The organism is Pseudomonas fluorescens (assembly GCF_002022275.1).
In the GTDB taxonomy this organism is placed as follows: Bacteria; Pseudomonadota; Gammaproteobacteria; order Pseudomonadales; family Pseudomonadaceae; genus Aquipseudomonas; species Aquipseudomonas fluorescens_AJ.
Genome location: NZ_MSDF01000046.1, coordinates 35799 through 55161, shown reverse-complemented (window position 1 = coordinate 55161; position 19363 = coordinate 35799). Strand labels below are relative to the sequence as shown.

Sequence of the window (19363 nt, the reverse complement as noted above, 5' to 3'; positions counted from 1 at the left end):
TGGGGCAAGAGCCCTTTGGTTACTTTGGGGCTCTTTTCCAAAGTGACCCGCCGTAAGGGCGGAACCAATCCCAGCCATCACCCAAATAACGGATATACCCACAAAACCCCGCCTCAACCCGCCGCAGTAGAAGGCTCCAACTGCCGCTGAGCCAACCAGATCTCCTCCTGCAACCACCGCCCAAACACCTGCAACTGCGGCGAATCCGTCTGCTCCGGCCGGGTCACCAGCCAGTACGACTGATGCCCCTCCACATGCACATTCAACACCTGCGTCAACTGCCCACTCGCCAGTTCCGCCGCAACCATATGCCAATCCGCAATGCTAATCCCCAACCCATCCGTCGCCGCCCGAATCGCCAGATCCAGCAGGTCAAACTCATACCCGCCCTGAGTATCGACGCCATGAATCCGCGCCGCGTCCAGCCAGTGCTTCCACGTCAAATACCGCTGATCCTCACTGGCCAACACATGCAACAACGTCATGCGATTCAGGTCCACCCCGTCACTGCACTCACGGGCATACAACGACGGCGCACACACCGCAATGTGCCGCTCCTGAATCAACAGCGAACTGTCCAGCCCATCCCACTCCCCATTGCCGAACCGAATCGCGCAGTCCAGCGTACTGGTCTGCGCCAGGCTGTCCTGCAAACAGGTGGTGATGCTCAACTCCAGCTCCGGATGGGCTTCGCGCAAGCGCCCCAAACGCGGCATCAACCAGCGGCTGGTAAAGGTCGGCGGCGCATTCACGTGCAACCGGTTGGAATGGGTCTTCTGCTGAATGCTGCGCACCGTCAGCTCGATCTTGTCGAAAGACTGATGCAACGCCCGCAGCAACACACGCCCGGCACTGGTCAGTTCAAGGTGATGGTGGCGCCGCTCCAGCAGGTTCTCCCCCAGCTGCTCTTCCAACTGCCGCACCTGGCGACTGACCGCGCTTTGGGTCACGTTCAACAGCTCCGCAGCCCGGGTAAAGCTGCCGGTACTGCCGGCGACTTCGAAGGCTTTGAGAGCATTGAGACCGGGCATTTTGCGTTTCATGGGGGACACTCGACAGCGGTTGGCAGGGACGCGGCATCCCACAACAAAGCAGGATATTTCACACACAACATACCTTTTTGTATCGCGCCAGCGGTAGCGTCCTCTGCGAAGGGATAAAAACACCGCGCTGAATCGAAAGTGTCGTTTTCCATCAAATGACGTCGCTCACGAACAAATAGCACGCGTATTACGCATGCACACTAAGACAATTAAGCATTGGTCGATAAAACCTCACAAAAGTTAGTCTCCTCACCAACTAACCCACCCAAGTCATTCGGAACGTCGCCATGTCGAACACAGCTGTTTCATCGCGGCGAAGTATTGGTGTGCTCGCACTTGTATTTACCGCGTGTAATGCAACCACCCACGGTTTCAGTGTTTTTCTGTATTCCGCTTTACTACCGCAGATTCGTGAGGCATTTGGGCTGAGCTATAGCCAAGCGGCACTGATTGCGGCGCTGTTGCAGCTGTTCTATATGGGTGCCTCGATTGCCAGCGGCGTCGCGGCGGCGTGGGTCAGCCCGCGTAACATGGTGCGTCTGACGATGGTGTTGAGCCCGGTTTTGCTGGCGCTTGCCGTCGCCACGCCGTGGGCGCTGCCGTTTGCACTGTGCCTGGCGCTGGTGTCAGCCTGTGCGGTATCGAACTGGAACGCCATTGCGGCGTTGGCGCGAGACGTCATCCCGGCCACTCACCGCAGCCGGGTGTTGGGGCTTGCGTCTTCCGGGGCGGCCTTTGCGATTTGCCTGAATGGACTGCTGATTGCGCTATTGCAGGGTCTGTCGTTGCGCCAGTTCTGGCTGATCTGCGCAGGGCTGACGCTGCTGGTCACGGTGTTGACCCTGTGGGCACTCGCCCCGAAAACCGAGCAGGCGCCCCGCTCCTCCCAGCCACCTGCGCTCAATCAGGTCGTGAGGCAGTGGCTGCGCCTGTGCGTGGAGCAACCCGTGGCGCTGCAGATCGTGCTGCTCAGCGGTTTTATCGGCGCAATCAGCGGGCCGTTTCTGAATTTTCTGTCGGCCTTTGTCAGCGACCGCCTGCACGCCAGCGCGACGGTAACCGGCTCAATGTGGACGCTGATCGGCATTGGCGGCGCCATCGGCGGCCTGCTGTTGGGCACGTTGGCGGATCGCTGGGGCGCGCTGCGGGTCTTGGCGTTAAGCATCGGCGCGTTCGGTCTCGCCATGCTGGGGTTGCTCGGGCATCCCAGCCTGTTGCTGAGTTGGTGGGCTGCCGGGCTGTTCGCGCTGTTCTATTTTCCGTCGTGGGGCTTGATGGCGGCCTACCTGAGCGCGCGCCTGAACCCGGTGCAAAGCCTGCAAGTGGTGAGCTTGAGCATGGTCAGTTATGGCTTGGCCAGCGCCACCGCCAATGGCCTGTGCGGCTGGCTGCTGCAAGCGAGCGGCGAGTTTGCCGTGGTCCACGCCTGGATCGCCATCTGGGTGTTCGCCTGCCTGTTACTGCTCAAACGCATGGCTCAGCGGACGACTGACGCGGCGCTGCCCGTGCAGATACCCTGAAGGCCCCAGCTGACGCTGCAAAATTTCCACTAACGCCTCCACCTCCGGCACTTGGCACCCGGCTGAGCGCCAGAACATCAGGCGTGCCGGGGCAATCGGAGGAAAACCCTGGCGCTCATCCAGCACTTGCCAGCCTTCAGGCACCAGACGACGCGCCATCACCCCCACCGACAAGCCTTGCTCAATGGCAATCGCAATACCCCGCGGGCTCTGGCTGGTGTACACCACCTGCCACGAGCGCCCAGCCTGGGCGAGCGCCTGCACGGCATTTGCGCGAAAGGCACAGCCCTCGGCGTACACCGCCAGCGGTACGGATTGGCGCCCCACACAGCTCCAGCTCGGCGCCGCGACCCACACCAGAGGCTCCTCGCAAAGAAACTCTCCCGCCTGCAAACCGGCATGCTCGACGCCCAAGACCAAATCCAGCTCGCCACGGTTCAAACGGCCTACGAGCGCAGTGGACATTTCGCAACAGACATCCGGCCGAACCTGAGCGAACTGCGCCTGGAAGTCCTTGAGCATGCCGCCCAACAGGTACTCGGCGTAGTCCTCAGGCATGCCCAGGTGAATGCACACCTGATCATTGGGCAATTGCGCCGAACTGACCGCCTCATGGTGCAATTTGAGGATCTGCCGGGCGTAGATCAGAAAGGTTTCGCCGCTGGCGGTCAGCCCGACGGAACGGCTGGTACGGTGAATCAACGGCGTGCCGACTATCTCTTCCAGGCGCTGCAAACTCTGGCTGACCGTGGACTGGGTTTTGTGCAAGCGCTCGGCCGCCGCCGAAAAACCCTGACACTCGATAATCGCCACAAACACTTTAAGTAAGCCGCCATCCAGTTCGCCTGACATAACTATCGCCTCTGCCGATGGATTCGATCACAACGTGTAATTTCCACTTTAAAGCGCTTTACGCAACTATCGACTCAACACAACAACTGACTTCAGGAGCCGTGTATGAGTCTCAAACTTGCCGATGCCGAAACCGGTGATATCAGCGATATCATTAATACCGAGTTGTACCCCATACATGATTCGGGCCATGTTCAATTACGCGCACTGATCGAACATGCCCGTGCGGAACTGGCCGAAGACGGTTGCTGCCTGCTGAAGAACTTCCTGCGCCCCGCCGCGCTGGAACAGGCACGCCTGGAAGGTTTGGCGCTGTCGGGCAAGACGTTTTTCTCGGTGCGCAAGGTCAACGCCTACTTCACCGAAGACGACACCTCCCTGCCCCAGGATGACCCGCGCCGCACATTCATGGAGCGTACCAGCGGCTTTGTGACCCGCGACATGATCGCCCCCGACGCGATCATTCACCGCCTGTACGTCTCGCCCATGATGAAACGCTTTATCGGCGCCTGCCTCGACGAACCGGAGATTTTCGAATACGCCGACCCCTTCGCCGGGCTGGTGATCAACGTGATGCCCGAGGGCACCGAGCAGCCCTGGCACTTCGATACCAACGAATTCATCGTCAGCATGATGACCCAGAAGCCCGAGGCTGGCGGCCTGTTCGAATACGCGCCGATGATCCGCTCACGCAGCCAGGAAAACCTCGGCGCCGTCGGCAAAGTGGTGCGCGGTGAAGACCGCTCGCGGGTGCAGGAACTGGAACTCAACCCCGGCGACCTGCAGATCTTCAAGGGCCGTTTCTCGGTGCACCGCGTCACCCGTGTAGAGGGTGCTACCGAGCGCAACACGGCGATCTTCGCCTACTCGGAAAAGCCCGGAATCATTGGCCGCGCCCAACGCACCAAGCAGCTTTACGGACGCCTTTCCGAAGCCCATCTGCAAGCCGAACGCAACCTGGTGCGCAGCGACCAGTTGCTCGACTGACTCTCCCCCTAAAAAACCAAAAAACCGTTTATGCCCTGTGAGGAACATCCCATGAGCCTGTCCGGCCCGAACCGCAACCCCGCCGACTGTGAACCTACCCATGACGAGATCCAGCAAATCCAGCTGGACCGCCTGCAACGGGTGCGCAACGAACTGAAAAAACGTGACTACGCCGCCTGCGTGCTGTTCGACCCCACCCATATGCGCTACGCCACCGGCTCGCGCAACATGCAGGTGTACTCGGCGCGCAACCCGGCGCGGTATGCCTTTATTCCGGCGGAAGGCCCGGTGGTGATCTTCGAATTCGGCGGCTGCCTGCACCTGGCTGAAACCCTGAACACCGTGGACGAAGTGCGCCCGGCCAAGGCCATCTCTTATTACTTCTGTGAAAGTTTCCTCGGCAACGTGACCGCCGACTGGGCTGCGGAAATCGACGAACTGGTGCGCAAATGCGGCGGTGGCAAACGCATCGCGATCGAGAGCGCCACCTCGGCGGCCGCTTTCGAACTGCAACGCCTCGGCTACCAGGTGTTTGACGCCCAGGAACCGCTGGAGCGCGCGCGTTGCATCAAGGTGCCCAACGAACTGAAGATGATCCGCGCCAGCCTGCGTGCCACCGAAGCCGGGGTGCGTCTGATGGAAAGCAAGCTCACCCCGGGCATCACCGAAAACCAACTGTGGTCACACCTGCACCAGCATGTGATCGCCACCGACGGCGACTACGTGGAAACCCGCCTGCTCTCCTCCGGCCCGCGCACCAACCCGTGGTTTCAGGAATGCAGCACACGCCCCATCGAAGCCGGTGACCTGGTGGCGCTCGACACTGACGTGGTCGGCCGTTTCGGCTACTACGCGGACTTCTCGCGCACCTTTTTGTGTGGCGATCAGGCCGCCACCGCCAAGCAGCAGGAACTCTACAAACTGGCCTACGAACAAGTGCAAACCAACGTCGAAATGCTCAAGGCCGGGCGCAGTTTCAAGGAATACGCGGAGATGGCCTGGAAAATTCCCGAGCATTACAAAAACAACCGCTACTTCGCCCTGGTGCACGGGGTTGGCATGACCGGTGAATACCCTTACGTGGTGCACCGCGAAGACATCGACGCGCTGGGCTACGACGGGGTTTTCGAAGCGGGCATGACCATCTGCGTGGAGAGCTACATCGGCCACGACGACGGCGGCGAAGGGGTCAAGCTCGAAGAACAGATCTATATCCACGAACACGGCATTGAGTTGCTGTCCGACTACCCGTTCGATCCGCGCCTGTTGCCGCGCTGAACCCGTCTAGCACCACAGGCGGCCCTGGGACGGACAGGTAACATGCATTTATAGAAGGTTACTGTGCAGAATTTGTCGTTTGTCCATCGTTGCGCAAATGACAAAACTGCGGGCATCTCTAATAAAAACAACATGAGAGCTGCCCTATGTCCTATCCCATTGCCCGCCTCCTGACTTCGTTTTGCCTTGTTCTTCTGCCGGTTTCACAGCGGTCTCGGCGGCGCGCGCATCGCGCCAGCCACTGACCCTTGCGGTTCAACAAAAACGCATATTCGCAAGTACCGGAGAGGCTTATGAAAGACTTGACGACCCTGGACGGCAGCCTGCCACATCCAGCCGTAAACGACCTGTGTGCCCAAGTGCAACGTGGCGAGATCAACCGCCGCCAATTCCTGCGTACCGCCGCCCTGCTGGGCATCACCGTGGCCAGCGCCTCCACCTTTATCGGCTCGGCCCTGCTCGGCAACGACGCTCAGGCCGCCGATGGCACACCGGCCCGCCAGGGTGGCAGCCTGCGCTTTGCCTGTGCAATCCAGGAAATCCAGGACCCGATGCTGATCACCTGGATCGAAGCGTCGAACCTGTTGCGCAACTCCCTGGAATACCTGACCTGGGTCGACGCCGACAACATCACCCACCCCTACCTCGCCGAAAGCTGGAGCCCGTCCGAAGACCTCACCACCTGGACCTTCAACCTGCGCCAGGACGTGAAGTGGAGCAACGGCGACAGCTTCAACGTCGACGACGTGCAACACAACATCGAACGCTGGATTGCCGCCGACTCCAAGTCGGTCAACCGCACTGCGTTCCAGGACATCAAGGCCTTCGAAAAAGTCAGCGACTACCAGTTCCGCCTGCAACTCAAGCGTCCGATCCTGGCAATCCCCGAAATGCTCAACGCCTTCACCTGTGCCCTCGTGCACCGCAGCTTCAAGGCCGGTGATGACTGGGCGAAAAACCCGTTGGCCACCGGGCCGTTCAAGCTGGTGTCGTTTGCGGTCAACAAGCAGGCGACGTTCGCCAAGCGCGCCGATTACTGGGGCAAACCCGCCAACCTGGATGAGCTGCGCTACATCGACATGGGCACCGACGTGTCCACCCACCTGGCCGCGCTGCAAGCCGGGCAAGTCGACGTGCTGTACCGCGTCACCGTGGCCGAACTGGACCTGGCCAAGCGTCTGCCCGGAGCGCAGTTGCTGAGCTGCAAATCCGCGCAGACCGTGGTGATGCGCATGGCCTGCGATCAAAAACCCTTTACCGACCTGCGCATCCGCAAAGCCGTGGTGCTCTGCGCCGACAATGCGCAGATGCTCAAGGTCGCCTATCGCGGCATGGGCACCCTCGGCGAAGACCATCACGTGGCGCCGTCCCACCCTGAATATTTCCCGCTGCCCAAGCGCGAACGCGACGTGGCGGCGGCAAAAAAACTCCTGGTTGAAGCCGGCTTCCCCAAAGGTCTGGACATCGACCTGATCGTCGGCAACACCCAGGGCCGCTATGAGCAGGACTGCGCGCAAATCCTGCAACAGAACTGCCTGGAAGCCGGCATCCGCATCAACCTCAAAGTGGTGCCCGCCGCGCAGTACTGGCCAATCTGGGACAAGGCCGCGTTCAGCCTGACCTATTGGGCCCATCGCCCGCTCGGTGTGATGTCTCTGGAGCTGGCGTATCGCGGCGGCGGCGCCTGGAATGAAAGCCACTACAACGACCCGGCTTTCGACGCCGCGCTGGACAAGGCCATGGGCATCATCGATCCCAAGCAGCGCGCCGTGGCCATGCAAAGCGTCGAGCAAATCCTGCAGGACGCTTGCGTGATCGTGCAGCCGTTCTGGGGCGACAAATTCACCGCCGTGAGCAAAAAGGTCCAGGGCTTTCAGGTGCACCCGTCCGACTTCTACCCCATGGGTAGCGTCTGGCTGAGTGCCTGAGTCACGCCTGCCCGCGTGCGGGCAGGCCTCCCGAAACCTGTCGGAGCATGGTCCTGATGGCTCATTTTCTACTGCGCAAATTGCTGATGCTGCTGGCGACCCTGCTGTCGGTATCGCTGATTGTGTTCCTGGCGCTGGAACTCAATATCGAAGACGTGGCAATCAACGTCCTCGGCCCCTATTCCGCCGCCGACCAGCGCGCGGCGTGGCTGCTGGAACACGGCTACAACCAGCCATTCGTGTGGCGCTACCTGGTGTGGCTCAAGGACTTCGTGACCGGCGACTGGGGCACCTCGGTGTACTTTCGCGAGCCGGTGCTCAAGTTATTGCTGCCCAACCTGTGGCAAACCCTGACCCTGGCCGGGCTGGCCTTGCTGGTGATGGTGCCGGTGGCGCTGACCCTGGGCATCCTCGCCGGGGTACGCCAGGGCTCTTTGATCGACCGGCTGGTGTCGTTCCTGTCGATCGTCACCACCTCGATTCCAGACTTCGCCAGCGCAGTATTCGTCTCGGCGATCTTCGTGTTCTGGCTCAACTGGCTGCCGGGCGTGAGCAGCATGAGCGAGGGTTTCAGCCCGGTGGAGCTGGTACTGCCGCTGATGGTGCTGTGCCTGTTCGGCATCGGTTACCTGGCGCGGATTACCCGAGCGTCGATGGTCGAAGTGATGCAGGCGCCGTACATCCGCACCGCGCGGCTCAAGGGCGCCTCGACCACCCGCATTGTGTTGCGTCATGCCCTGCGCAACGTGCTCATCGCGCCGGTCACGGTGATCATGCTGTACATCCCGTGGCTGCTGTCGAACGTGATCGTGGTGGAGGTGTTTTTCGCCTACAAGGGCTTCGGCTCGATGCTCTACACCGCGTCCCTGAACCATGACGTCTACCTGATCGAAGCCTGCGCGATGATCAGTGGCGTGGTGGTGGGCATCAGCAAGATTTTCTCGGACCTGGCCTACACCTGGCTCAACCCGCGCATCACCCTGCGCAGTCTCGGCGGAGGCAGCCAATGAACCTGCTTAAAGCGTTCAAACATCCCCTGGCATTGCTCGGTTTACTGCTGGTGGGCGGCTGGGTGTTCGTCGCCCTGTTCGCACCGTGGCTGGCGCCGCACAACCCACTGGAAAGCTTCACGCCGCTGCTCTCGCCCATGACCGCCGGTGATGACGGTGCGAGCTTCCTGCTGGGCACCGACATGATTGGCCGCGACATTCTTTCGCGGCTGATCTGGGGCACGCGCACCGTGTTGTTCTGGTCGATTCTGGCCACCCTCACTGCGTTTGCCGTGGGCATCGCCATGGGTTTGTGCGCCGGCTACTTCAATGGCTGGGTGGATGCGGTGCTGTCTTACGTGGCCGACACCGTGCTGTCGTTCCCGGTGCTGGTGCTGTACATCGTGATCATCATCGCCCTCGGCGCCTCGGCGCTGAATATCCTGATTGCAGTGACCTTCACCAGCGCCCCGGCAATCTTCCGGATCATGCGTGCACTGACCATCGACATTCGCTCGCGCGACTACGTGCTCAGCGCCATCACCCAGGGCGAAGGTTCGCTGCGCATCATGCTGGTGGAGATCCTGCCCAACTGCGGCGGTCCGCTGATCGTCGATTTCTGCCTGCGCATCGGCTACACCGCGATCATGATCGGCGCCCTCGGGTTTCTCGGCCTCGGCCTGCCGCCGCCTACCCCGGACTGGGGCGGCATGATCAACGACGGCCGCGCCATGGCCATTACCTTCCCGCACCTGGTGATCTTCCCCTGCATCGCCATCTCCACCCTGATGCTCGGCCTGAGCTTGCTCGCCGACGGGCTGGATGAACACGCGCAGCAAGGCGCAAGGAGTTGAGCATGAACAGCCAGCAAACCGTATTGCGGGTCGACAACCTCAGCGTCGAACTGCCCAAGGGCGCCGACCGCAGCCACGCCGTACAAGGCATCAGCCTGGACGTGCGCAAGGGTGAAATTCTGTGTGTGATCGGCGAGTCAGGCTCGGGCAAATCCGTGCTGTCAGCAGCGATCATGGGCGATTACGCCAAGGGCTTGCGGCATGCCGGTGGGGTGATCGACTTTCTCGGTGACGACATCTGCACCCTGGACGAACCCCGCCTGCGTGCCCTGCGCGGCAACCGTATCGCGATGATCTTCCAGGAGCCGATGGCGGCGCTGAACCCGGCGATCCGGATTGGCAAACAGGTCGAGGAAATCTTCGATATTCATGCGCCACAGATGCCTGCGGTGGAGCGCCGTGAACGCATGCTCGCGCTGCTGGAATCCACTCAACTGCCGGACCCGCCGCGCATCGCCAACAGCTTTCCCCATCAGCTCTCCGGCGGTCAGTGCCAGCGGGTGGTGATTGCGATGGCGCTGGCGATGAACCCGGATCTGTTGATCGCCGACGAGCCTACCACCGCGCTGGATGTCACCACGCAGGCCCAGGTCTTGAAACTGGTGCGTGACCTGCGCGGGCGCGGGCAGCACGGCATTCTGTTCATCACCCACGACTTTGGCGTGGTGGCGCAGATTGCCGACCGCATTGCGGTGATGGAAGGTGGCCGACTGGTGGAAATCGGCGAGCGTGATCAGGTGCTCAACGCACCGGCCCATGCCTACACGCGCAAGCTGATTGCAGCCGTGCCTGCCCTGCATCCAGAACTGCATGTGCCGAGTGCCGACGGCGAAATGGCCCTGCGCATCGAGCATCTGACCAAGACCTACACCGTCGGCGGCAGTTCGGTAGCAGCGCTGCGGAACGTGTCGCTGAATTTGCCACGGGGCAAGACGCTGGCGATTGTCGGCGAGTCGGGCTCGGGCAAAAGCACGCTGGTGAAGGCGGCGATTCGTTTGGTGGACAGCGACAGCGGGCACGTGTGGGTCGGCGACACCGACTTTCTGGCCCTGCACGGCTCGGCGTTGGCCGCCAACCGCCGGCGCATCCAGATGATTTTCCAGGACCCCTACGGCTCGCTCAATCCACGCCACCGCGTCGGCGACATCCTCGCCCGCGCCGCGCAATTGCGCGGGTTGTCGGCCAAGGACGCCTGGGCCGAGGCCGGCGATTTGCTCGAACAGGTCGGCCTCAAGCGCGACGCCTTGCAACGCAAGCCCCGGCAGTTCTCCGGCGGCCAGCGCCAGCGCATCGGCATTGCTCGCGCGCTGGCCATGCGTCCGGAGGTGCTGATTGCCGATGAAAGCGTGTCGGCGCTGGATGTGTCGGTGCAAAAGCAGGTGCTGGAATTGCTCGCGGACCTTCAGAAGAAACTCAACCTGAGCATCCTGTTCATCACCCACGACCTGCGCGTGGCGGCGCAGATCAGCGACCACATCGCGGTAATGCGCCAAGGCGAAGTCGTCGAATACGGCACCGCCGAGCAGGTGCTGCTCAGGCCGCAGAACAGCTACACCCAGGCGCTGCTCGCGGCCGCGCCGGGGGCCACGCAATTACCGGCTGCCGGGCCGCCGCTGAGGCTGATCCGCCCCGCTGCTTCTTAAGTTCGACCCTTTTCCCCGCGTCGCAGCGTTCGCTGCGGCAACGGGCTGCTGTTGCCAAAAAATAACCAATAACGAGAGTAAAACCATGCGACCAACCTTACGCTACATCGCCCTGGTCCCCGTGCTCGGCGCCCTCGCGGCACCGGCCATGGCCTACCAGGTCACCGACAACCTCGACCTCGGCGGCGCCGTGCGGGCGCGCTGGGACTACGACCCGGACCGCGACATCCAAAAGTTCGGCCTCGACACCGCCTTTCTTAGCGCCAAGTACAACTCCGATACCTGGACCGGCGAGGCGCAATACCGCTTCTACGGGCGCTCCTACCCCTACCAGTACACCAAGAATTACGGTGATATTCAGTTCGCCAAGTTCGCGTGGGTCGGCTACAAATTCAACCCCGACCAGCAGATCCAGGTGGGCTTGAACACCGTGCCGTTCGGCCTGCAGCCGTACTTCGGCAGCACCTTCTACGAAACCCTCGGCAACGTGATCGGCCTGGAGGACGTGCAGCAAATCGGTACCAAGTACATCCAGCAAAGCGGCGACTGGAACATCCAGGCCGGTTACTACCTGCGCCCGGCGTGGCAAGGCCGCGGCACCAGCAAGGGCGTGACCTATTCCAGTGTGATCTCCGAGGCCGACAGCTACGTGGCCGACGGCAGCAACAACCAGGAGCGCAACACCGTGGTGGTGCGCGTGGCCAAGGCCATGCAGCTGGGCGACTGGAAATCCGAAGTCGGCCTCTCCGGCCTGACCTCGACCCTGGAAAACAAGGACACCGGCGACGACGGCCGCCGCAACGCCGTGGCCATTCACTACCTGGGCAAAAACGGCCCGTGGGGCGTGCAATTGCAGGCCGCGCGCCAACAAATGTCGCCGCGTAACGAAGGCACCGACGGTGTGGTGACGCTGGGCGGGTATGACGGCACATTCAACGTCGCCAGCCGTGGCAACCTGTATGTGGCCGACTTGAGCTACGACGTGGGTGGCAAGTACCTGTTCGACCAGATCAGCGGCGTGAAGCTGTATGCCAACTACAGTGCGTTCGACAAGTCCGATAATGAGTTCAAGACCTCGCAGCGGGTGATCCTCGGTACGTCGTTTTCGTTCAGCAAATTGTGGATTGCCACGGAGTGGTTGATCGGCAAGAACGATCCGTATATCGGTGGCAGCAGCTATACCCAAAGCCTGGGGGCTGGGGGGAGTAACCAGTGGGAGAATCAGCTGTACATGAACATCGGGTATTACTTCTGATAGGCCTTTGACGCCATCGCAGGCAAGCCAGCTCCCACATTTTTGACCGCGCCGCCAATCAAATGTGGGAGCTGGCTTGCCTGCGATAGCGTCAATTGCAACACCATGGAAGTGGCGAATCTTGTAAATGCAGGCCTCGAGTTGAAGATGTGCGGGAACCGATGGGCTCAGCTTCCCACCCACTCAGACACCCATCACTCGAGTTACGGAGTCGCCCATGTCGCTGCAAGGACTCAACAGCACCGCCAGCACTATTTTATCCAAGCTTTACGACCCGGCTCCCGACCCGTCTGCAGGCCCCGACGCCAACTCCGCTGGCTCGGCGCCTGGCTTTGGCGCAGGCGGCCAAGGGGTTTCGAAGTTTTACGATCCCTCGGTAACCAACGCCACGCCGGGTGGGCCGATCAATTACGGCGGCCCTGCCCAGGCCCCGGCCGGCGATCCATCCTCAGCCAACGCTCAAGCTGACGGACAAGGCTCGGACGGCACCGATATGGGCACGATGCTCAAGAAAATACTGCTTGAGATGATGCAACTGATTAGCCAGTTATTGCAGAGCCAGAACAGTGGATCATCCTCAGATGACGCCTCAGATGCCAGCGCACCGGTCTCGGGCGGCAGCGGTGGCGTCCCCACAGGCACGGCCACAGGGCAACCCGGTGCTTCGGACCCACTGGCCGGTGGCACCGTCGTCCCTCCAACTGACGTCAGCAAGGCGACCGGCCCAGCCGACTCGAAAGCAACCGACCCAGCGGCCGCTGCACAGTCCCCTGGCGGCGTCTCCAGCACAGCAGCGCCAACCGCCGCAGCGTCTGCGGTCGGCGACGGGCCAACGGCCGGCAGCGGCCCGCGCATGTTCAACGTGACCAACACCCAGGACAAGCCGATCAACATCGGGCAGTTCGACAAAGACAATAATCTGGTCGCGCAAATGACCCTGCAACCCGGCCAGACCGGCCATATGAAGTTCGAAAACGACACCACCGGCCTGCTCAAGCAAGCCGACGCAGACGGTAAATACCAGCCCAACGCCAGCCGCCTGGAGTTCTACAACGGTTTTATCAACACCAGCGACATCGACGGGCGCAATGCATCGATTGCGGCCACCGACCACAATGGCTTCAACATCGGCGACTCCCGCAGCATCGCCGGTAATGCCCCTTCAGACATCACCACCCAAGACTCCGCCGGCAATAAAACCATCGCCGGGTTCTACGATGGCTCCACCGCTACGATGAACAAAGGCGCCAACTACATGATCGACCAGCTCAGCCAAGGCGGCCAATCGGCGACTGGCCAGACCTACTTCCACCCCAACGACGACACCCTGGGCCAAGGCAACAACCCAATGCGCCACACCGACTCCATGAACGTCGACGTGACCTTCGGCAACGCCTGATACACCCGCCACTGAGAGGATCAGTGGCGGTTTCTCCCAAGCTCGAAAGACGTCGCCTGGCTCCAGGCAAGTGGGCATTGATCGTTCCCACGCTCTGCGTGGGAATGCCGCCCTGGACGCTCCGCGTCCCGAAGTCGGCGCGAGGTTAAGGTCTTGCGCCAGGTGACGCAGAGCGTCACAGGATGCATTCCCACGCAGAGCGTGGGAACGATCGGCATACCTATGGCTATCGCAGGCAAGCCAGCTCACACATTCTGATCGGTGGTTGTCTGTGAGGGCTCGGTCACTGGCAAACGCCGATCTACCCGGCAACACAGATCAACTGTGGGAGCTGTCGAGCTTTAGCGAGGCTGCGAAAGCGGTGGGTCAGGCGACATCTCTCTCGGCAATGCCACCGCCTTCGCAGGCAAGCCAGCTCCCACAGGGGCCGCACTGACCACGACCCTCAGCCGGCCACGCCTTGAATCGCCGCCCAATCCAGGCTGAACGCACCCGTGGCGGTCGTCAGGTACACCTGATCCCAGTCCAGCCCGTTGTCGGCTTGCACCGTCCACAATGCTTCACACGGCTGGCCGCGCAGCCAATCGGTGACCCTCTGCACTTGCTCGGGATGGCAATTGAGCTGCCCGTTGACCGGGCGCTGCTGGCTGCGCAGCAGGTGATCGAGCAGTACCGCCACGCGCCGAGGCTCGGGCACCTCGCCCAGCAACTGGACCAAGGCCTGCTGCAATACCTGATCCACTTGATCGGCCAGTGCCTGCAAGTCTTGCTCACGTTCCGTCTGCCAGGTTTGCAGAAACCCCTCGGCGCGCTGCCAGAACTCTGCCTGCGCCTGCTGCACATACTGCTCGGCTTGATGCTCGGCAGCGGCCAGGATGGCGTCCGCGCGGGCCTGGATTTCTTCCAGCCCTTGCACGCCACGGATGATTCCGCTCCGCACCTCGCGCCGCAGGATCGGCTCGTGAAGGACGGGTTGGGAGGTCTGCAGATCGATACGACGCGCTACAAACATCAGTGGGCCTCGCTGTCAGGCTGGGGGATGGAATGCACGCGCCACAACACCGCCTGCCAGAGCGTATCCAGCTTGCGGCGGGGCCACGGGCCCGGAATAAGGTTGAGGGCTTCGATCTCGGCGTGTGGCCAACTCAGCGCCAGGCGTGGCCAGCATGGCGGCGCGACCCAGGCCGCCAGCAGCACCCGTGCATCCGGTACCGCGCCGGGCGGTATCCAGACGCCAGGACGCAGCGCCTTGGCCAGGCTGCGGCTCCAGTCTTCATGCTCGCCCGCCACCGCTGCAATGTGCATGGGAAAGCTGATCCGCCCGACCAGGCGCAAGGCTTCTTGCTGTTGCGATGGCGCCAGCGCCAGCCATTGCAGGAGTGCCGGGCACGGTGTTATCGGCTGGCTGGCGTCGATGCCCAGCAACGTCAACCAGTGCTGATGCCGGGTGACCGCCAGCGACTCGGCGAGCACTTCGGACAAGCCCGCGTCGGCCCAGGCGTGCAGGCGTGACCGGTGGGCCCAGCGCCAGGTAAAACACCACCAGGTGAGGAACGTCTCGTTCACGCTTTCTTGCCCGGTACCAGCTCCGTTGAGGTGGACCGCCCCAGAAAGCCTGGCAGATAACGACGCAGGTCAGGCCGCAGCAAAAAGGTCAGGCCAATCATCAGCAACAGCACTGCACCCACGGCCAGCACCGACATCGCCTGCCAATACCCCACCGCCGCCGCGTCCAGCAGGAACGGGCCGAAACTCACCAGGCTTTGGTGGTCTTCGAACGGTGCCGCCGGCACGAACACGATGGCGAGCTTTTTCGAGTCTGCCGGCTCGTTGGCCATGCCGGGAATACTGCTGGCGACCATCTGCTGGATGCGCGCGCGTACGCTGTCGGTGTCCAGCGCCGGGGTGTACTTGATAAATACCGCCGCCGAGGCCGGCTCGACCGGTTCCCCTGGCGCGATACGTTCGGGCAGCACCACATGCACACGGGCTACCACCACCCCATCGATCTGAGCCAGCGTCGACTCCAGTTCCTGGGACAACGCATACACATAGCGGGCGCGCTCTTCGAGCGGCGTGGAAATGACCCCGTCCTTCTTGAAAATCTCGCCCAGGCTCGAACGCGTGCGCTTGGGCAGGCCGGCGGCGTCGAGCACGCGCACGGCGCGGTTGATTTGACCGCCGTCAGCCAACACCGCGACCCCTTCTTTGTCCTGACGCTTACCCGCCGAAATGTTGCGGTCGGCCAGGGCTGCAATCACTTCATTGGCGTCCTGTTCGGTCAAGCCGTGCAGCAACTCGACGCGATCGCCGCAGCCATTGAGGACCAGGCACGTCAGGGCGACGGCCACGGCCCGGCGCCATTGCGCAGAGGTCTTCATGCTGATCACTGCATGTTGGTCAATTTGTCGAGGGCCTGCCCGCCCTTGCTGACCACCTTGGCGGTCAGGGCACTCTGCAGGTAATAGGCCGACAGTGAGCGGTTCATCTGCAGCATATCCATCGGGTTGAGCGAACCCGCGGCAGACTTCACCGCGCGGTTGGCCTTTTCGGAAAGATCGTTGATCTTCTCCAGTTGATGCACCAGCGGCCCCGCTACGGCGTCAGCCAAGCGGGCGGGTGGCGTACCGGCATGCTGACGCATCGCCGCATTGAATAGGTCGACGTCCGCCTGCTCGGGCTCACTGGTCAGCCCGCGCGACGCGTCACCCAGGTGGGCGGCACGGGCGTGATCGACTGCATTGATACTCATGATAGAACCTCCGCAAGCGGGTCGAATGGCTGTTGGGATCAGCCGAACAGGTTGTTCAGGATTTTGCTCGACGTGTCCTGCGCGCTGGCTTGCAGCGGGGACGAATGGTGCGAGCCGTGGGTAGAGTTGCCACCCTGATTCAACAGGCTCATCAGTTGGTCGAACGAGCTGGTTCCGCCACTGTTGGAGCTGCCCTGACTCGCACCGGCCCCCTGCGCAGCCTGCTCGAATTGCTCGAACGCCTGCTCCATTTGCTGCATGGCCTGCATTTCCTGCATTTGTTGCCCCAGCGCGCTCTGACTGCCCTGGCTGCCCTGACTGGCCTGATTGCCCTGATTGCCCTGATTGCCAAAGACAGGGAAGTAGGACGCGCCCCCTTCCTGTCCGCCAGCGGAACTCGACGATACATTGCCGGTGGGCAAAGAATTCTGCCCCGATGATGATGCTTCAGGTGAGGCCAGGCCCTGCTGCATGATCTGACCCAACATGCCGAGCGCCTTGGTCACGGCGGCGTTTTCGTCGTGGTTCAGGAAATTATCACCGGCTACGTTGGCATTCAGTTCGCCGGTCCAACCGCCCACCTGCCCTTCGCTCGCGCCTTGGTCAGGCGGCGCAAACTCGTCGGGGTTATCGTCCATGAACTTTCCGACCTGGGCGAGTATCTGTGGATCAACGCCCGACGTGGAAAAGTTGCTGCCATCACGGCCCGGGTTCGGCGTCAGCAGGCTATCGAGCTTGGATTTGCCCAGCGCCCCCAGGATCAGCGACTTGAGGTCACCCTGGCCACTGTCACTGGAATTGGAGTTGGAACCCCCGCCGAGCACATCCTGAATCATGCTGGTCAGCGCTTGTGATACACCCTTTTTGGTCATGCTCTGAGCGGGGTCGCCCTGGCTGGCCAAGCCGTCCGGCAGGTTGTTCTTGACGAAATCGTCGAGCATTTTTCCCAGCGGCGTGCCGGTGTCGAGCTTTCCATCGGGCCCGGTAATGTCGCCCGTCAGCTCACCGACCAACTGGCTCAATTCATTGTCGCTGGTGCTGGACGTTTCACTCGAGTTCGTAGCGACAGTACCCATTGTGAGTTGCAAACCATTGGCGGCAGAACTTCCCGCAGTCGCACCCGAAACGCTCATAGCCTTAACCTCCGCTCAATGTGAGGCCCCTACCCGTGAAGGGGCCCTGGGCCTATTAGTACTGAATCGCCTTACCGGCAGTAATCTCAGCGTTCTGAGCCTTGGTAGCCGTGTCCATCACGCCGGCGTTCTCCGCGTTCTTGGTGTCAGTGCCCATTTTCTGGATCTCGAAGGCGCTTTGTTCCTGAGTGTATTGTGCCGACGCGTTAGCCAACGCTTGGGTCGAGTCGTTTGTGCCATCCAAACCATTGGTGGAAGACTGGGGAACGCCGCCGTTGGACACGTTGCCCAACGTGGAAAGCAAATTGGAGCCCCCACTGACCAAGCCGCCCAGATTGCTGGCGGTCTGAGTGGCACTGTTGAGCAAACCGCTACCGCTAGGGAGTTTAAAAGTCATCTGCGTCACCTCTGATAATTGGGCCTGCACCATGCAAGCCATCAGTGAGTGGGAAGCTCTGCCATCAGGTTCCCGTTATTTTTAACGAAAGATGGATCGCCCCATCGCCAGGCGCGCTAGAGATCCAGCAGCTTCATGCGGTGGTAAAGCGTGCGGCGCGGAATTTCCAACTCCTGGCTCACCGCCTCGACACTCTGGTTATGTCGCTTGAGTGACTGCTGAATCAGGGTCTTTTCGATCACCAGCAATTGCGTCTTCAGCCCGCTCGAGGCGCCGTTGGCCCGGGCTGTCAGTTGATCGGCAAATATCGGCACACCGAGCACGAAACGCTTGGCGGCGGACTTCAACTCGCGCAGGTTGCCCGGCCATGAGTGGCTCAACAATAAGCGCAGCAAGTGGCTATCAAGGTGCGGTACCGGGCGCTGAAACTGCTCGGCGGCGGCCCTGGCGAACTCGTCGAACATCGGCACGATCTGTTCGCGCCGATCGCGTAAGGCGGGAAGTTGGACAGTGAGCACATTCAGGCGGAAATACAGGTCACGGCGAAACAGGCCCTGCTCGACCAGATCGTCGAGGTTTTTCTGCGCCGAGGCGATCACACGAAAGTTCACTGGAATGAACTGCGTGGACCCCAGCCGTTCAACCCCCCGCGTTTCCAGCAAACGCAGAAACTTGGCCTGCAGGGTCAACGGCATGCTGCAGATTTCATCCAGGTACAGGGTGCCGCCCTGCGCGGCTTCGATGTAGCCCATGCGCGAGCGACTGGCGCCGGTGTACGCACCATTGACCACGCCAAACAGCTCGCTTTCAGCCAGCGCCTCAGGAATTGCCGCACAGTTGGTACCGATAAAGGCGCCGGTGCGCCGGGACAAGTCGTGGATTTTGCTCGCCAACGTGTCCTTGCCGGTGCCTGTCTCACCACACAGCAGCAAGTCGATATTCAGCTGGGCGGTACTGAACGCGATGTGATCGACATCCAGTGCATTACCCAACGATGACATACAGCCCAAGTGCTCAGCTGACTCTTCCAAAGACGTTTACCCTAGAATGCGATCCGCAAAATAAACAGCGCTCCGGCGGCCATGGAAAGAAGACTTCCAAGTGACCACCTGCGAATGCAATCCCATATATTAAGACACGATGTATATTCAACGCGCACAAACGCTATAAACCAGGCGCGAAGTCGCCCGACGCCATAATTCAACGGCGCATAGTTATATAACCAATCCAAGTCTTATCGCTGATATAAGCCAGCGTTATGTCATCTGCGTCAGCGCCCCCAAGCATGTGCACTGAAGACTACACACACTCTCCAGCCCCCTGTGCTTGTGCA

At 61.4% G+C, this 19363-nt stretch carries 18 protein-coding genes; 9 read left to right on the top strand and 9 right to left on the bottom strand.

The window, feature by feature from the left end:
• Positions 1-113: 113 nt before the first annotated feature.
• Positions 114-1043, bottom strand: coding sequence for a LysR substrate-binding domain-containing protein (locus BFW87_RS24165; RefSeq protein ID WP_176159816.1), 930 nt, complete (start codon positions 1041-1043; stop codon positions 114-116).
• Between the two features lie 287 nt (positions 1044-1330).
• On the opposite strand from BFW87_RS24165, the gene BFW87_RS24160 reads away from it, so the two are divergent.
• Positions 1331-2563, top strand: a complete 1233-nt coding sequence (locus BFW87_RS24160) for an MFS transporter (protein WP_078742224.1) — start codon at positions 1331-1333, stop codon at positions 2561-2563.
• Here BFW87_RS24160 and BFW87_RS24155 read toward each other — a convergent pair.
• Positions 2501-3415, bottom strand: coding sequence for a LysR family transcriptional regulator (locus BFW87_RS24155; protein WP_078742223.1), 915 nt, complete (start codon positions 3413-3415; stop codon positions 2501-2503). The two genes, BFW87_RS24160 and BFW87_RS24155, sit on opposite strands and share 63 nt — an antisense overlap.
• A gap of 105 nt (positions 3416-3520) precedes the next feature.
• Here BFW87_RS24155 and BFW87_RS24150 point away from each other — a divergent pair, with 105 nt between their 5' ends.
• From BFW87_RS24150 to BFW87_RS32050, 8 genes are all read left to right on the top strand, one after another.
• Entirely contained in the window at positions 3521-4402 is an 882-nt protein-coding gene (locus BFW87_RS24150; RefSeq protein ID WP_078742222.1) for a HalD/BesD family halogenase, read from the top strand.
• Positions 4403-4453: 51 nt separating this feature from the next.
• Positions 4454-5680, top strand: coding sequence for a M24 family metallopeptidase (locus BFW87_RS24145; RefSeq protein WP_078742221.1), 1227 nt, complete (start codon positions 4454-4456; stop codon positions 5678-5680).
• Positions 5681-5973: 293 nt separating this feature from the next.
• Entirely contained in the window at positions 5974-7608 is a 1635-nt protein-coding gene (locus tag BFW87_RS24140; RefSeq protein ID WP_078742220.1) for an ABC transporter substrate-binding protein, read from the top strand.
• A 56-nt stretch (positions 7609-7664) separates the two neighbouring features.
• Positions 7665-8618, top strand: a complete 954-nt coding sequence (locus tag BFW87_RS24135; RefSeq protein ID WP_078742228.1) for an ABC transporter permease — start codon at positions 7665-7667, stop codon at positions 8616-8618.
• A complete protein-coding gene (locus BFW87_RS24130) occupies positions 8615-9451 on the top strand; it encodes an ABC transporter permease (RefSeq protein ID WP_078742219.1) in 837 nt (278 codons plus the stop codon). The genes BFW87_RS24135 and BFW87_RS24130 overlap by 4 nt, the downstream gene beginning before the upstream one ends.
• A gap of 2 nt (positions 9452-9453) precedes the next feature.
• Positions 9454-11094, top strand: a complete 1641-nt coding sequence (locus BFW87_RS24125; protein WP_078742218.1) for a dipeptide ABC transporter ATP-binding protein — start codon at positions 9454-9456, stop codon at positions 11092-11094.
• 85 nt (positions 11095-11179) lie between these two features.
• Entirely contained in the window at positions 11180-12349 is a 1170-nt protein-coding gene (locus tag BFW87_RS24120; RefSeq protein WP_078742217.1) for a hypothetical protein, read from the top strand.
• Positions 12350-12566: 217 nt separating this feature from the next.
• Positions 12567-13748 (top strand): hypothetical protein, encoded by a 1182-nt coding sequence (locus BFW87_RS32050; protein WP_176159815.1) that lies wholly within the window; start codon positions 12567-12569, stop codon positions 13746-13748.
• Between the two features lie 445 nt (positions 13749-14193).
• Here the strand turns inward: BFW87_RS32050 and sctL are convergent, their stop codons facing one another.
• From sctL to BFW87_RS24080, 7 genes are all read right to left on the bottom strand, one after another.
• Positions 14194-14760 (bottom strand): type III secretion system stator protein SctL, encoded by a 567-nt coding sequence (sctL, locus tag BFW87_RS24110; RefSeq protein WP_078742215.1) that lies wholly within the window; start codon positions 14758-14760, stop codon positions 14194-14196.
• Positions 14760-15314, bottom strand: coding sequence for a type III secretion protein (locus BFW87_RS24105; protein WP_254865940.1), 555 nt, complete (start codon positions 15312-15314; stop codon positions 14760-14762). The genes sctL and BFW87_RS24105 overlap by 1 nt, the downstream gene beginning before the upstream one ends.
• Positions 15311-16129, bottom strand: coding sequence for a type III secretion system inner membrane ring lipoprotein SctJ (gene sctJ, locus BFW87_RS24100; RefSeq protein ID WP_078742226.1), 819 nt, complete (start codon positions 16127-16129; stop codon positions 15311-15313). Before sctJ ends, BFW87_RS24105 begins: the two co-directional genes overlap by 4 nt.
• Positions 16130-16134: 5 nt before the next feature.
• Complete coding sequence (sctI, locus tag BFW87_RS24095) at positions 16135-16500, bottom strand: type III secretion system inner rod subunit SctI (protein WP_078742214.1); 366 nt, start codon at positions 16498-16500, stop codon at positions 16135-16137.
• Between the two features lie 38 nt (positions 16501-16538).
• A complete protein-coding gene (locus BFW87_RS24090; protein ID WP_078742213.1) occupies positions 16539-17633 on the bottom strand; it encodes a hypothetical protein in 1095 nt (364 codons plus the stop codon).
• Positions 17634-17688: 55 nt separating this feature from the next.
• Entirely contained in the window at positions 17689-18030 is a 342-nt protein-coding gene (locus BFW87_RS24085) for a hypothetical protein (RefSeq protein ID WP_139372487.1), read from the bottom strand.
• A 116-nt stretch (positions 18031-18146) separates the two neighbouring features.
• Positions 18147-19031 carry a sigma 54-interacting transcriptional regulator gene (locus tag BFW87_RS24080; protein WP_078742211.1) on the bottom strand — a complete coding sequence of 295 codons (885 nt, stop codon included), beginning with the start codon at positions 19029-19031 and terminating at the stop codon, positions 18147-18149.
• Positions 19032-19363: the final 332 nt, after the last annotated feature.